Source organism: Comamonas testosteroni (assembly GCF_000761245.1).
Classification (GTDB): domain Bacteria; phylum Pseudomonadota; class Gammaproteobacteria; order Burkholderiales; family Burkholderiaceae_C; genus Comamonas; species Comamonas testosteroni_C.
This window is the reverse complement of sequence record NZ_AWOR01000001.1, coordinates 352,833-367,432: the sequence shown is the minus strand read 5'-3', so window position 1 is coordinate 367,432 and position 14,600 is coordinate 352,833. Positions and strand designations below refer to the sequence as shown.

The window sequence follows — 14,600 nt, the reverse complement described above, 5'->3', positions numbered from 1 at the left end:
AGATCAAGATTTCACGCAAAACTGCTTTCCAGCCGGTGCGCCAATCAGCGCCAGGCTCTTGAAAGCACCCACTGGCAGCAGGCACTTGTGCAGACCAGTGCGGCATAGCCGAGCATCTTGCCATCGCGTGAAAACAGCCAGAGACTGGCCAGCAATACCGCCACACCCAATATGAAATTGATAGCTACCTGCACAATGAATGATTGGGCTCCAGCCTTGTTTTGCTTGAACAATCGAGCGCAGACCGCCAGGCCCAGCGCGAGAAAAAAAGCCGGGGCGACGAAGTTGAGTAAATGATTAACGCTCGCAACAAAATCCATGGCAACAATCGATTCCAAGGCTTTGAGACCGGGGGGTACCCAATCCGGTTCTAAATTTTATAATCCCCTGTTATGGCAGTCTGGGCTTTAGGTATCAATCACCACACGGCGCCGCTCGATATGCGGGGCCGTTTTGCGTTCGCGCTCGATCAGATCGCGCCGACGCTGCAAGGCCTGCGCGCATCCCTGTCCCATGCGGGCCGGGCTCACAGCGCCGTGGAAACCGCCATCCTCTCCACCTGCAACCGCACCGAAATCTACTGCGCTGCCGACGCCCCGGCCATGGATCACACCATGCACTGGCTGGCCAACAGCGGCGGCGTGGCGCCTGAGCTGCTGCGCCAGCACTCGTATCTGCTGCAGGACGGCTCGGTCGCCCGTCACGCCTTCCGCGTAGCCTCGGGGCTGGACTCCATGGTGCTGGGCGAGGCGCAGATCCTCGGCCAGATGAAGAACGCCGTGCGCGCGGCCGAGACCGCAGGCGCCCTGGGCACCACGCTCAACCAGCTGTTCCAGCGCAGCTTTGCCGTGGCCAAGGAAGTGCGCAGCTCCACCGAGATCGGCGCGCACAGCATCTCCATGGCTGCCGCTGCCGTGCGTCTGGCCGGCCAGCTGTTCGAAGACCTCAGCAAGATCCGCGTGCTCTTCGTGGGAGCAGGCGAGATGATCGAGCTGGTCTCCACCCACTTTGCCGCCCGCAACCCCAGGCAGATCACCATCGCCAACCGCACCATGGAGCGTGGCGAAAAGCTGGCGGCCCAGTTCGGCGCCGGCACCATGCGCCTGGCCGACCTGCCCGAGCATCTGCACGAGTACGACGCCATCATCAGCTGCACGGCATCCACCCTGCCCATCATCGGCCTGGGTGCCGTGGAGTCCGCTCTCAAGAAGCGCAAGCGCCGCCCCATCTTCATGGTGGACCTGGCCGTGCCGCGCGATATCGAATCCGAGGTCAAGAACCTCAACGACGTCTATCTCTATACCGTGGACGATCTGGCAACCGTCGTGCGCACCGGTCAGGCCCAGCGCCAGGCCGCCGTGCAGCAGGCCGAAGTCATCATCGACACCGGCGTGCAGAGCTTTATGCAATGGATGGACCAGCGCAACCCCGTGGGCGGCGCGGTCTCGCTGATCCAGCAGGTCAACGCCCAGGCCGACGAATGGCGTGCGCTGGAAATTGCCCGTGCCAAAAAGCTGCTGGCCAAGGGCGAGGACATTGACACCGTGCTGGAAGCGCTCTCGCGCGGCCTCACACAGAAAATGCTGCACGGCACCATGGCCGAGCTGCACAAGGGCGACGCCGAAGAGCGCGCCCAGACAGCGGACACCGTCTCCCGTCTGTTCCTGCGCGCCAGCCGCAACCCCAGCAAGCTTTAGCGGCGCTCGCCCGCTTTGGCGTTACCGCCCTCGTGCAGCGCAAGGCCCGTCCGTGGCCCCCCTCTTTCCTGACTCCCCAACTGACTCCACAAAGGTGAGCACCCTCACCTTTGCCAAGCCCTAGGTACCCCCTATGCAAGACTTTTTGCGCAACCAGCTCGAACGCTATGCCCAACGCCTGCAGGAGCTGGACTTTCTGCTCTCGCGCGAAGACATCATGGGCGACATGAAGCAGTACCGCACCATCTCGCGCGAACACGCCGATGTGACGGCCATTGCCAGCCGCTACACCCGCTACCTGCAGACCGAAGCCGACATCGCCGCGGCGCGTGAAATGCTGGACGACCCCGACATGGCCGAAATGGCGCAGGAAGAGATCGGCAGCGGCGAGGCCGAGCTGATCAAGCTCGAGGACGAGCTCCAGCGCCTGCTGCTGCCCAAGGACCCCGACGATGCCCGCCCCGCCTTTGTCGAAATCCGCGCCGGCACGGGTGGCGACGAGTCGGCCCTGTTTGCCGGCGACCTGACCCGCATGTACACCCGCTACGCCGCCAACGTTGGCTGGAAGGTGGAAGTGATGAGCGCCAGCGAAAACGAAATCGGCGGCTACAAGGAAGTCGTGCTGCGCATCGAGGGCGACAACGTGTACGGCGCGCTGCGCTTCGAGTCGGGCGGCCACCGCGTGCAGCGTGTGCCCGCCACAGAAACCCAGGGACGCATCCACACCAGCGCCTGCACCGTGGCCGTGATGCCGGAGCCCGACGAGGCCGAGGCCATCACGCTCAATCCCGCCGATCTGCGCATCGACACCTTTCGCGCCAGCGGTGCCGGCGGCCAGCATATCAACAAGACCGACTCCGCCGTGCGCGTGGTCCACCTGCCCACGGGCATCGTGGCCGAATGCCAGGACGGCCGCAGCCAGCACAGCAACAAGGCCAAGGCCCTGCAGGTGCTGCAGGCCCGCATCCAGGAAAAGGAACGCAGCGAGCGGGCCGCCAAGGAAGCGGCCATGCGCAAGGGCCTGATCGGCTCGGGCGACCGCAGCGACCGCATCCGCACCTACAACTTCCCCCAGGGCCGCCTCACCGACCACCGCATCAACCTCACGCTGTACAAGCTGCTGGCCGTGATGGAAGGCGATCTGGGCGATGTGATCCAGGCCCTGCAACATGCACGCGAGGCCGAGCTGCTGGCAGAGCTGGCCGCATCCTGAGGCCACAGGCATTGCCCTGCGGCACGGGACAGCCAGGCTGCAGCCGGCTCGCACCCGGCCCGAACCCGGCCCATTCGAACGACTCGCCAGAAATGGGGACAATTTCAAGATGACACAGCGCTTTTTGCCGGTTCTGGTTTCTGCTCTGCTATCGGGCCTGTTGTTCGCATCCACCGCCGCCCAGGCTCAGGCCTTGCGCAAGCCATCGGCCTATGACTCGGGTGCGGGAAGCCCGGTCGACGCCAGCGGCAACCGTAACGCTCCTGCCAGCCTTCCGGCGCTGACCAGCCGCGCCGATTTCGATCGCGTGGCCCGTATCTTCGACCCAGCCAGCGCCATGCCCCATGTGCTGTTTGTGATCGACCGCCACAGCAAGAGTGCACCGCTGCATTTCATCAACACGCCGCGCTACGCGTTTCACGAAGATTTTCTGCGTGCCAAGGGCCTGCTGCAGGGCGGCAAGCCTGCGCTCAACCGCAATTACCGCGAACCGGGCCGCCGCTTCATTCTCGGCACGCTGAGCTGGCAGCCCGCGCTCAAGGACTACAGCTACGAGTTCTGGGAGGGCGACCAGCTCACGCCCGAGCTGCTGCAGACCACGGCGACTGCGCTGAGCACCGGCTTCTTCGCCCCTGTGCGCTTCAAGGCCAACGCCACTCAGCAAGAAGCCGTGGCCCAGCAGGCCGGTGTTGCAGCAGTCACCCAGGCCCAGTTGCTGGGTGCCCAGACCTACCTGCCGCTGAACCAGGGTCAGGCCGTGGGCCGGCTGCGCATCCTGAACCAGGCCGAAGCCGTGAATGATCTTCAGCCCAGTGACATCGTGCTGCTGCGCGAAGTGCCCATCAGCCTGCCGCCCGTGGCCGGCGTGGTGACGGAAAGGCCGTCAACCGTGCTGTCTCATGTCAATTTGCTGGCGCGCGGCTGGGGCGTACCCAATGCCTATGTGCAAAAGGCGGCCGAGCAATACGCTGCCTTCAACGGCCGCTGGGTACATATCGATGTACAGCCTGCCGGCTTTGCGCTGCGCGCCGCCACGGCCGCCGAGCAGCAGAGCGCGGAGCAGCAGGCCCTGCGCCAGCCCGCCAAGGGCCGCAAGGTCTTGCTGCAGCCCGATCTGCGTCGCAGCGAGCTGGTGCCCCTGGCCGCCCTGCGCAGCGCCGATCGCCGCCGCTGCGGCGCCAAGGCCGCCAATCTGGGCGAGATCCAGTCCGCCCTCCTGACGGACGTCAGCGTGCCCGATGGCTTTTGCATTCCGTTTGCCGCCTATGCCGACTTCATGCGCTCCAACGGCCTGGCCGAGCGCATTGCCCGCATGCGCCAGCAGCCCGGCTTTGCGACGGATGCAGGCATGCGAAGGCAAGCCCTGTCCGCGCTGCAGGCCGAAATCGAGCAATGGCCCGTCAGCCCGGCCATGGCCGATGCCTGGGCCCAGCGCTGGTCCGGCCAGCTGGGCAGCCAGGGCGTGTTCGTACGCAGCTCTTCCAGCTCCGAGGACCTGCCCAACTTCAGCGGAGCAGGCCTCTACACCACCGTGCCCAATGTACGCAGCGCCACGGATCTGGCCACCGCAGTGCGCAAGGTCTGGGCCTCTGTCTACAACTTCGAGGCCTGGGAAGCCAGACAGGCAGCGGGCTTCGACGACGCGCAGGTGATGATGTCGGTGTTTGTGCAAAAAGCCGTGGACTCCTCCGCATCGGGTGTGATGATCACCCGCGACCCCTTCGATGCCTCGCACCGCTACATGAGCTATATCGCCGCCAAGCGCGGCATAGGCATCCGCGTGGTCGAGGGCCGGCGGGTTGCAGAGCAAATCCTCTACTCCAGCCGCAGCAAGGCCGTGCAGGTGCTCAACCGCTCCCAGGACGATGTGGCGCTGCAGCTGGACGCCAGGGGCGGCGTGCGTGAAGTGGCGGTAACGGCCGGCCGCGCCGTGCTCAGCGACGCACTGGTGCAGCGACTGGCCCGCGCAGGAGCCGGCATCAAGCAGCGCTTTGGCGGCAAGGACCAGGACATCGAGTGGGCCGTGCAGGGCGATCAGCTCATCATCCTGCAGTCGCGCCCCTTCATCTCGGCGCCCGGACGTTAGGAATCCGCCATGCTGAATTTCGAGTCACCTGTCGTGGTTGAGCTGCTGCAAGCCCAGGGCTGGACCCCGCAGCGAGAGGTCGCCATACCCGCGCTTGTCCGGAGCGCTCTGGACCGTCAGCCCGGTCTGGCCTGCCACCGCGCCGTGGCTGCACTGCAGAACCTGGCGGGCCTGCACATAGGCCAGGTGGGCAAGGGCCGGGAATGCGCAAGCAGCGATATAGAGTTTGACTGGCTCGAAGCGCATTTCACCGGCGAAGATGCGGACGACGCCCTGCTCTGCTGGGAACAGCGCCTGAACACCCGACTGATACCACTTGCCGAAGTTCACCACGCCCACGGCCAGCTGCTGATGGCGGGCGATGGACGCTGCTTTTCCTGGTCTTTTGTAGGCATGAGCTTCGAGGGCGAAAATCTTCAGCAGGCGCTGGAGCATCTGTTGCTGGGTATACGCTCGCGCCCCATGCTGGAGCCTGGCCAGCCATCGACCCAGTTGTACGGCACGCTCTACAAGGCGGGCGCCCCCGAGATATACCCTTACTGAATTTCCGAAGAAGATGGCCACCGGCCAAGCCATGACCGAATTCTCACCCCCTTCTCTCTCCGTCGCTCAAGCCCTGCAGCAAGCCGCCAGCCAAGGGCTGGCACGTGTCGATGCACAGATGCTGCTGCTGCACCTGATGCAGCAGCCAGCGCATGCCCGCGCCTGGCTCATCACCCATGACGGCGATATGCTCAGCGCCGAGCAGCAGGCCCGCTGGGGCCAGCTGTGCGCCCTGCGCCAGCAAGGCACGCCTGTCGCCTACCTGACCGGAAGCAAAGAGTTCTACGGCCTGGATCTGGCCGTGGACAGCAGGGTGCTGGACCCGCGCCCCGATACCGAAACCCTGGTGGACTGGGCGCTGGAGCTCATGCCCCAAGGGCAGCCCGCTCGCGTCGTAGACCTGGGCACTGGCAGCGGCGCCATTGCCCTGGCCCTGCAAAGCCAGCGCCCCGCAGCCCGGGTCATCGCCGTGGACGCCAGCGCCGATGCCCTGGCCGTGGCCCGCAGCAACGCCGCCCGCCTCAAGCTGCCCGTGCAGTTCGCCCATGGCAGCTGGCTGCAGCCCTTGAACGGGCAGGAACCTGTCGATCTGATCGTCAGCAATCCGCCCTATATCCGCGCCGACGACCCGCACCTGGCGGCGCTGACCCACGAACCACTGTCGGCCCTGGCCAGCGGCGCGGATGGGCTGGAGGACATACGCAGCATCATCGACCAGGCTCCGGCACACCTGAAGGCTGGCGGCTGGCTGCTTTTCGAGCATGGCTGGGATCAGGCCGAAGACGTGGCGCGGCTCATGCAGGCGGCCGGCTTCGAACAGGTTCAGCACCGCCATGACCTGGCCGGCATTGCGCGCTGCACGGGCGGCTGCCGCCCTGGCAAGGCTTGATTTCCAGACCTTCACCCCCAGATAACCAGGCAGCAAGATTTCCTCACAGCATCGCATTGCTTGCGGTCGGTGAAATAATTGCAGACATCGCGGCTGGTACCGCCATTTCCAAAATCCGGAGCCCACTATGAGCAACACTCAACAACGCATCGACGACCTGGTCAAGAACAACGACATCCTGCTGTTCATGAAGGGCAACGCCAGCTTCCCTCAGTGCGGCTTCTCCGGCCGTGCCATCCAGATCCTCAAGGCCTGCGGTGTGGATGCCAAGTCCATCGCCACCGTGAACGTGCTGGAAGACCAGGAAATCCGCCAGGGCATCAAGGACTACAGCCAGTGGCCCACCATCCCCCAGCTCTACATCAAGGGCGAATTCATCGGCGGCTCGGACATCATGATGGAGATGTACGAATCGGGCGAGCTGCAGCAAGTGCTGGCCGCCAAGTAAGCCCAAGCTGTCTGCAAGCCACCGGCCCCCGGTGGCTTTTTTCATGCCGCCCCCAAAACCCGCGCCCGCCCATCACTGCTGCATCCATATCGATGGCAGCGCCCTGCCCAACCCCGGCCCCATGAGCCTGGGCGTGCTGCTGCAGCTGCCCGATGGCAGTCGCCATACGCTGTCGCAGGATCTGCACCGCAGCGGCTGCAACAACGAAGCCGAGCTGCGGGCCCTGATGGCGGCCCTGACGCTGGCACGCGATCTCGGCGCGCGCAGCCTGACCGTGCGCACCGACTCCCGGGTGCTGCTGGAGCAGCTCGGCCCGCCCATGGCCAAGCCGGCGCGGCCGATTGCGCGGCTCAGCCAGCTGTTCGAGGCCGCCCGTGCACAGATGCAGGGCTTTGACGAGCTGATGCTGCAATGGGTGCCAAGACACCGCAATACCGAGGCCGATGCACTGGCACGCATGGCCCATTCGGCAGCCGCGCTTCAGCCCTGAAGCCAGTACAGCTGCCTGCCACAGGCTTTATGTGGTCGAATAGAGACTCCTTGATAACCGGCCGCAGGCACGTCGACGTGCCGCAGCAGCCCTGCCTATGAGTGTGTCCCAAAGCCTTGCGGTGATTGTTCTGCTGATTCTGCTCAGCGCCTTTTTCTCTGTGGCGGAGATTTCTCTGGCCGCCTCGCGTCGCCTGCGCCTGCGCCAGATGGCAGACGACGGCAACGAGGGAGCCGAGCATGCCCTGCGCGTACAGGAGCAGCCGGGCGAATATTTCACCGTGGTGCAAGTGGGACAGAATGCCGTCGCCATCCTCGGCGGCATCGTTGGTGAGGGTGCGTTCAGCCCTGCGCTGACCGAGTTCTTCTCGATATGGTTCTCGCCCAGCCTCTCGACGACGCTCGGCTTCCTGCTCTCGTTTTTCATAGTCACCTCGGCCTTCATCCTGCTGGCAGACCTGTTGCCGCGCCGCATCAGCATGAACGAGCCCGAGCGCTATGTGGTGCGCGTGCTCGCGCCCATGCGCTGGTTTGTGGTGATCTTCAAGCCCGTCATCTGGTTCTACAACCTGGCGACCGACGCCCTGTTTCGCCTGCTCGGCCTGCCCGCAACGCGCGACGAGCGCATCACCAGTGACGACATCCTGGCCATGACCGAAGCGGGCACCAAGGCCGGCGTGCTGGCCGCCCGCGAGCAGCAGGTGATTGCCAACGTGTTCGAGCTGGACTCGCGCATCGTGGCCTCGGCCATGACGCAGCGCGAGCGCATTGCCTTTTTCTTCAAGGATGACGCCGACGCCATCATTCGCGCCCGCATTGCCGAGGAGCCCTTCTCCACCTACCCGGTCTGCGACGGCGATATCGACCATGTGATCGGCTATGTGGACGCCAAGGACCTGTTCCAGCGCGCGCTCAACAACCAGCCCCTGTCCCTGCAGGATGGATCGCTGATTCACAAGGTGCTCATCGTGCCCGACCGACTGAGTCTTGCAGAGGTGCTGGAGCAGTTCCGCATGGTGCACGAAGACTTTGCCGTCATCGTCAACGAGTACAGCCGCGTCGTCGGTGTCGTCACCCTGAACGATGTGATGAGCACGGTGATGGGCGATCTGGTCAGCCCTTCTGACGAGGAAGAGCAGATCATCCGCCGCGACGAGCACTCCTGGCTGATCGACGGCGTCACCCCCGTCGAGGATGTGATGCGCGTGCTGCATCTGGACGATATGCCGCATGACGATGAATACGAAACCCTGGGCGGCTTCCTGATGGTCATGCTGCGCCGCGTGCCGCGCCGCACCGATGCGGTGATCTGGGGCGGCTACAAGTTTGAAGTGCTGGACGTGGACAGCTACCGCATCGACCAGGTAATGGTGACCCAGCTGCCCGAGCCCGCTGCCGAATCTGCTGCACCTTCGGCGGCCGCTGCGGCCAAGGTACAGGGCAGCGCCGCCCAGGCCCATGCCAGCAAAAGCAGCCACTCCTGAATCAGGAGCTTCTTGCGCTTACCCCAAAAAGACTTCAGGTTCTTTTATTGCTAAAACCAATGAAAAGAGAGCGCTAGGCGCTCTCTTTTTTTCTGTATATCGCCACAGTCACAGTATCAGACCGACTGCGGCTCCTCCACCAGCCAGCGCCGCTGGGCGCCGAACACGGCATTCGGATACTGGGGCTGGCCCCGGCTGCCGTTGTAGCGGCCCAGTGCCATATAGGCATCGCCCTTTTCGCGGTCCATGTAGTGGCGCAGGATCACGCAGCCGAAACGCAGATTGGTCTGCATGTGGAACAGCTTGCCGATATCGCCGTCACCGATCAGCCGCATCCAGAACGGCATGATCTGCATATAGCCGCGCGCACCCACGCTGGAGATGGCGTATTTGCGATAGCCGCTCTCCACCTGAATCAGGCCCATGACCATGGACACATCAAGGCCCGCGCGCTTGGACTCGTACCAGACGGTCTGCAGGAACTCGCGCCGCGCCTGGGGGTCGGTCTTGCGCTTGGCCAGCTTGTCGCTGCATGCCACCAGCCAGCGCAGATAGCTCATGCGTGCCTCGGTGGAGGTGAACTCCAGCTCGGGCGGCGCGCCCGAACCCGCCACGGCCGCACTCAGCGCCGTGCGCACCGAATCCGCCAGCGGCTCCTCGAGCTGCCCGCCCGCCCATGCCGTTTGCGGCAGCAGCCAGCTTGCCGACGGAATGGCAAACGAGGCTGCGGCAGTCAGGCAGGAGCGACGGTTGAGAAGGGCTTCTGGCATTGATACAGCAGCTTACAGGCCCAGGCGGCTCTTGAGGTGACCCAGCACCTCATTGGTCGCCAGCTTTGTGGCTTCTGTGTCACGGCGCTGCTGGTACTCGACCACGCCTTCCTTCAGGCCACGGTCGCCCAGCACCACGCGGTGGGGCACGCCGATCAGCTCCCAGTCGGCCAGCATGGCACCGGGGCGCTCGTCGCGGTCGTCGAGGATCACGTCCACGCCCAGTGCCAGCAGCTCGCCGTAGAGCTTCTCGGCCTCGGTCTTCACGGCCTCGCTGCGACCCATGCCGATGGGGCAGATCACCACGGTGAACGGCGCAATTGCATCGGGCCAGATCATGCCGCGCTCGTCGTGGTTCTGCTCCACGGCAGCGGCGGGCAGGCGGGTCACGCCAATGCCGTAGCAGCCCATCTCGAAGTGCTGCGGCTTGCCGTTGTCGCCGAGGAAAGTGGCGTCCATGGCCTTGGAGTACTTGGTGCCCAGATAGAACACATGGCCAATCTCGATACCGCGCTCGATCGCCAGCTCACCCGCGCCGTCGGGCGAGCGGTCGCCCGCCACCACATTGCGCAGATCAGCCACCACGGCGGGCTCGGGCAGATCACGGCCGAAATTCACGCCGGTGATGTGGAAGTCTTCCTCGTTGGCGCCGCAGACCCAGTCGACCATCACGGCCACATCGCGGTCCACCACGATGTTCACGGGCTTCTTGAGACCGATGGGGCCCAGATAGCCGGGCTTGGCACCGAAATGCTCTTCGATCTCGCCCACGGTCGCAAAACGGAAGCCCGCCAGGCCCTCGACCTTGCCGACCTTGATCTCGTTCATCTCATGATCGCCGCGCAGCAGCAGCAGCCACACTTGCGACTTGACGATCAGACCCTTGTCGTCGAGCTCGTCCGTGGCCAGCACCAGCGACTTCACGGTCTGCGCCAGAGGCAGACCCAGCTGCTCGGCTACGGCTTCGCAGGTGCTGTTGCCGGGCGTGGCGACCTTTTGCATGGCCTGCGCGGCAGCAGGACGGGCCTGGGCGGGCGCCAGGCTCTCGGCCTTCTCGATATTGGCCGCGTAGTCGCTGTTCGGGCAGTAGACGATGGCGTCCTCGCCCGTGGAAGCGATGACCTGGAACTCCTCGCTCAGATCGCCGCCGATGGCGCCCGAATCGGCACGCACGGCGCGGTACTGCAGGCCGAAGCGGTCGAAGATGCGCTTATAGGCTTCGCGCATGGTCTGGTAGCTGATCTGGGCCGCATCGCGGTCCTTGTCGAAGGAATAGGCGTCCTTCATGATGAACTCGCGACCGCGCATCAGGCCAAAGCGCGGACGGCGCTCGTCGCGGAACTTGGTCTGGATCTGGTAGAGGTTCTTGGGCAGCTGCTTGTAGCTCTTGAACTCCTGGCGCGCGATATCGGTGACCACCTCTTCGGAAGTGGGCTGAATCACGAAATCACGGCCATGGCGATCCTGGATGCGCAACAACTCGGGCCCCATCTTCTCGAAGCGACCGGTCTCCTGCCACAGCTCGGCAGGCTGCACCACGGGCATGGTGGTTTCAATGGCACCGGCGCGGTTCATTTCCTCGCGCACGATGGCCTCGACCTTGCGGATCACGCGCAAGCCCATGGGCATGTAGTTGTAAATGCCAGCACCCAGCTTTTTGATCATGCCAGCCCGCATCATGAGCTTGTGGCTGACCACTTCGGCGTCGGCCGGAGCTTCTTTCAGGGTGGAGATGAGAAATTGGGAGGCTTTCATGGAACTGGCAATTCAGTGGAAATAGGCATGGCCCGCTTGTCGATCACAAGGGGCCATGCATAATGAACACAATTCAAAAATTTGGGGTTTGATTATGCTTGACCGGGACGGATTTCGCCCGAACGTCGGCATCATCCTGCTCAACCAAAGAAACCAGGTGTTCTGGGGAAAACGCATTCGCACCCACAGCTGGCAGTTTCCGCAAGGTGGCATTGATCGGGGTGAGACACCCGAGCAAGCCATGTTTCGCGAGCTGCACGAGGAAGTGGGGCTGAAGCCCAATCACGTTCGCGTGGTTGCCCGCACCAGGGACTGGTTGCGCTACGAGGTGCCAGACAGGTACATCCGCCGCGACGCGCGCGGGCATTACAAAGGCCAGAAGCAGATATGGTTTTTGCTTCAACTGGTCGGGCATGACTGGGACTTGAACCTGCGTGCCACCGACCACCCTGAGTTCGATGCCTGGCGCTGGAATGACTACTGGGTTCCTCTGGATGTGGTGGTCGAATTCAAACGCGGCGTCTATGAAATGGCGTTGACCGAGCTCGCGCGCTTTTTGCCGCGCGGCGAGCAGCAGCGCAACCGCTATCTGCGCAGCGGCATGCGGCCGCGTGAACAGGAGGCAGGCCAGACCACCGGCAGCACCTCCCATCCGGGGCAGCACCATCAGGTCATGTACCCCGCCCGCACAGGGAGCTTTCGCATCAACCCCGGCATAGAGCTGCCGCCTGGTGCCAGTTTTGATCCGGACCCGCAGACCGGCATAGACAATCCGCCCGATCACAAGCCTCTGCAATGAACAAAGCCGTAATGCCTCGCAGCATTACGGCTTTTTTGTTGGCAGCCAAGGCTCAGTGTCCGGCCACCACCATATTGTCGCGGTGCATCATTTCGGGACCGGCGGAGTAGCCCAGCAGCGCTTCGATCTCCGAGGAGCTCTTGCGACACAGCAGCCGCGCCTCGGCGCTTGCATAGCTGGCCAGGCCACGGGCGATCTCGGCACCATTCTCATCACGCACTGCAATCACTTCGCCGCGCGAGAAATCCCCCTCCACGGTGATCATGCCTATGGGCAGCAGGCTCTTGCCTTCATCACGCAGCTTGGAGACGGCACCCGCATCCACGGTCACCGAGCCGCGCAGCTGCAGATGGTCGGCAATCCACTGCTTGCGCGCCTGCATCTTGTGCGTGTTGGCAACCAGCAGCGTGCCAATGGACTCGCCACGCGTCAGGCGCAGCAGCACGTCTTTCTCGCGCCCCCAGGCGATCACGGTGGAAGCACCGGAGCCCGCCGCACGCTTGGCCGCCAGGATCTTGGTGATCATGCCGCCGGTGCCGATAGACAGGCCCGCTCCGCCGGCCATGGCTTCCAGCTCGGGGTTGCCGGCTTCGGCCACGTCGATGAACCTGGCATCGGGGTTCTTGCGCGGATCGGCGCTGTAGAGGCCGCGCTGATCGGTCAGGATGACCAGTGCATCGGCCTCGACCAGATTGGCCACCAGCGCGCCCAGGGTGTCGTTGTCGCCAAAGCGGATCTCGTCGATCACCACCGTGTCGTTCTCGTTGATGACGGGCACCACGCCCAGTTGCAGCAGCGTCAGCAGCGTGGTGCGGGCGTTCAGATAGCGCTCGCGATCGGCCAGATCCGCATGGGTCAACAGCACCTGGGCACTGGGCACGCCCTCGCCGCGCAGCTTGGTCTCGTACATCTGGGCCAGCCCCATCTGACCGACGGCAGCAGCGGCCTGCAACTCATGCACCTCGGTCGGACGCGTGGCCCAACCCAGTCGCTTCATGCCTTCGGCAATGGCGCCGCTGGAGACCATGATGACTTCACGCTTGACGCCGTCTTCACCATTCACCAATGCCGCCAGCTGGCGGCTCCACTCTTCAATGGCGGCCTCATCCAGACCACGACCTTCATTCGTAACCAGGCTGGAGCCGACTTTGACGACGATGCGACGGGCATCACGCAGCACATTGGAAGACATGAGAATTTACAGTGTTGTAAGCCTCTAACGCTAATGACTAAAGCGATATCAGCTATTAAATTCAAAGCAAAACAGCGCACCAAGTGCGCTGCTGGGTTATACCCTCTAGCTTATTCCGGATCGTAAGAGGCGAAACGCGGATCGGTCATATCCAGACCAGAATCCTCGCCTCCCGCAAAACGAGGATCGATCTCCTTGGGAGCCTGTTCCGCCAGCTGCTGGTTGTGCACATGCTCGTAGATCTTGCGGATCAGCGGCTCGCAGCCTTCGCGGGTCAGCGCCGAGATCTCGTAGACCGGGCCCTTCCACTTGAAGCGCTTGACGAAGTCCTTGACCTTGGCGGCACGCTCCTCCGCGGGAACCATGTCCAGCTTGTTGAGCACCAGCCAGCGCGGCTTGTCGTAGAGCTCGGCGTCGTACTTCTTGAGCTCGGCCACGATGGCCCTGGCCTGCTCGACCGGGTCCACGCCCTCGTCGAATGGTGCAATGTCCACGATATGCAGCAACAGACGTGTGCGCTGCAGATGGCGCAGGAACTGGTGACCCAGGCCAGCACCTTCGGAGGCTCCCTCGATCAGACCAGGGATGTCGGCCACCACAAAGCTCTGCTCGGCGGCCACGCGCACCACGCCCAGATTGGGATGCAAGGTGGTGAAGGGATAGTCGGCAATCTTGGGGCGGGCGTTGGAGACGGCCGTGATGAAAGTGGACTTGCCGGCATTGGGCATGCCCAGCAGGCCCACATCGGCCAGCACCTTGAGCTCCAGCTTCAGGTTGCGGCGCTCGCCGGGATAGCCGGGAGTCTTCTGGCGCGGCGCCCGGTTGATGGCGCTCTTGAAACGCAGATTGCCGAAACCGCCGTCACCGCCCTTGGCGATGGTGATGACCTGGCCGGGCTCGAGCAGCTCGAACAGCACCTCGCCGGTATCCGCATCGCTGATGATGGTGCCCACGGGCATGTTCAGCGTGATGTCGTCACCGGCCGCACCAAACATGTCGGAACCCATGCCGTGCTGACCGCGCTTGGCCTCGTGGCGACGCGAATAGCGGTAATCCACCAGCGTGTTCAGGTTCACATCGGCCACGGCGTACACATGACCGCCACGGCCGCCATCGCCACCGTCGGGGCCGCCAAATTCCTTGTATTTCTCGTGCCGGAAAGACACGCAACCATTGCCGCCGTCACCGGCTGCAATGTCGATAAAAGCTTCGTCAACGAACTTCATGAGGCATCC

The 14,600-nt window shown here is 63.8% G+C and carries 14 protein-coding genes; 9 read left to right on the top strand and 5 right to left on the bottom strand.

All coding sequences use genetic code 11. From position 1 onward, the window contains the following. Positions 1-44: 44 nt before the first annotated feature. A complete protein-coding gene (locus tag P353_RS01645; RefSeq protein WP_034364514.1) occupies positions 45-320 on the bottom strand; it encodes a hypothetical protein in 276 nt (91 codons plus the stop codon). Between the two features lie 72 nt (positions 321-392). Between P353_RS01645 and hemA the strand changes: the two genes are divergently transcribed. The 8 genes from hemA to P353_RS01605 all read left to right on the top strand — a co-directional run bounded on the left by hemA (position 393) and on the right by P353_RS01605 (position 8,849). Continuing rightward, positions 393-1,697, top strand: a complete 1,305-nt coding sequence (hemA, locus tag P353_RS01640) for a glutamyl-tRNA reductase (protein WP_034364512.1) — start codon at positions 393-395, stop codon at positions 1,695-1,697. A gap of 133 nt (positions 1,698-1,830) precedes the next feature. Next, positions 1,831-2,910 (top strand): peptide chain release factor 1, encoded by a 1,080-nt coding sequence (prfA, locus tag P353_RS01635; protein ID WP_003058512.1) that lies wholly within the window; start codon positions 1,831-1,833, stop codon positions 2,908-2,910. 109 nt (positions 2,911-3,019) lie between these two features. Continuing rightward, on the top strand, positions 3,020-4,996 hold the full coding sequence (locus tag P353_RS01630; RefSeq protein WP_034364510.1) for a PEP/pyruvate-binding domain-containing protein: 1,977 nt from the start codon (positions 3,020-3,022) through the stop codon (positions 4,994-4,996). A gap of 9 nt (positions 4,997-5,005) precedes the next feature. Next, entirely contained in the window at positions 5,006-5,539 is a 534-nt protein-coding gene (locus P353_RS01625; RefSeq protein WP_034364508.1) for an SUKH-3 domain-containing protein, read from the top strand. Between the two features lie 13 nt (positions 5,540-5,552). Beyond that, complete coding sequence (gene prmC / locus P353_RS01620) at positions 5,553-6,428, top strand: peptide chain release factor N(5)-glutamine methyltransferase (protein WP_052084632.1); 876 nt, start codon at positions 5,553-5,555, stop codon at positions 6,426-6,428. Between the two features lie 127 nt (positions 6,429-6,555). After that, on the top strand, positions 6,556-6,876 hold the full coding sequence (gene grxD, locus P353_RS01615; RefSeq protein ID WP_003058519.1) for a Grx4 family monothiol glutaredoxin: 321 nt from the start codon (positions 6,556-6,558) through the stop codon (positions 6,874-6,876). 31 nt (positions 6,877-6,907) lie between these two features. Next, positions 6,908-7,366 carry a ribonuclease HI family protein gene (locus P353_RS01610; RefSeq protein ID WP_034364506.1) on the top strand — a complete coding sequence of 153 codons (459 nt, stop codon included), beginning with the start codon at positions 6,908-6,910 and terminating at the stop codon, positions 7,364-7,366. A gap of 97 nt (positions 7,367-7,463) precedes the next feature. Continuing rightward, on the top strand, positions 7,464-8,849 hold the full coding sequence (locus P353_RS01605; protein ID WP_034364504.1) for a hemolysin family protein: 1,386 nt from the start codon (positions 7,464-7,466) through the stop codon (positions 8,847-8,849). A 116-nt stretch (positions 8,850-8,965) separates the two neighbouring features. On the opposite strand, the gene P353_RS01600 is transcribed toward P353_RS01605, so the two are convergent. Together P353_RS01600 and P353_RS01595 are read right to left on the bottom strand one after the other, a co-directional pair. Next, a complete protein-coding gene (locus P353_RS01600) occupies positions 8,966-9,619 on the bottom strand; it encodes a lytic transglycosylase domain-containing protein (RefSeq protein WP_034364502.1) in 654 nt (217 codons plus the stop codon). A 12-nt stretch (positions 9,620-9,631) separates the two neighbouring features. After that, a complete protein-coding gene (locus P353_RS01595; protein WP_034364500.1) occupies positions 9,632-11,374 on the bottom strand; it encodes a proline--tRNA ligase in 1,743 nt (580 codons plus the stop codon). 94 nt (positions 11,375-11,468) lie between these two features. On the opposite strand from P353_RS01595, the gene P353_RS01590 reads away from it, so the two are divergent. Next, positions 11,469-12,173: an RNA pyrophosphohydrolase gene (locus P353_RS01590; protein ID WP_034364498.1), complete on the top strand. Its 705-nt coding sequence runs from the start codon at positions 11,469-11,471 to the stop codon at positions 12,171-12,173. Between the two features lie 52 nt (positions 12,174-12,225). On the opposite strand, the gene proB is transcribed toward P353_RS01590, so the two are convergent. Both proB and cgtA read right to left on the bottom strand, forming a co-directional pair. After that, positions 12,226-13,365 (bottom strand): glutamate 5-kinase, encoded by a 1,140-nt coding sequence (gene proB / locus P353_RS01585; protein ID WP_003073991.1) that lies wholly within the window; start codon positions 13,363-13,365, stop codon positions 12,226-12,228. 110 nt (positions 13,366-13,475) lie between these two features. Continuing rightward, positions 13,476-14,591: an Obg family GTPase CgtA gene (cgtA, locus tag P353_RS01580; RefSeq protein ID WP_034364496.1), complete on the bottom strand. Its 1,116-nt coding sequence runs from the start codon at positions 14,589-14,591 to the stop codon at positions 13,476-13,478. Between the last annotated feature and the right edge of the window lie 9 nt (positions 14,592-14,600).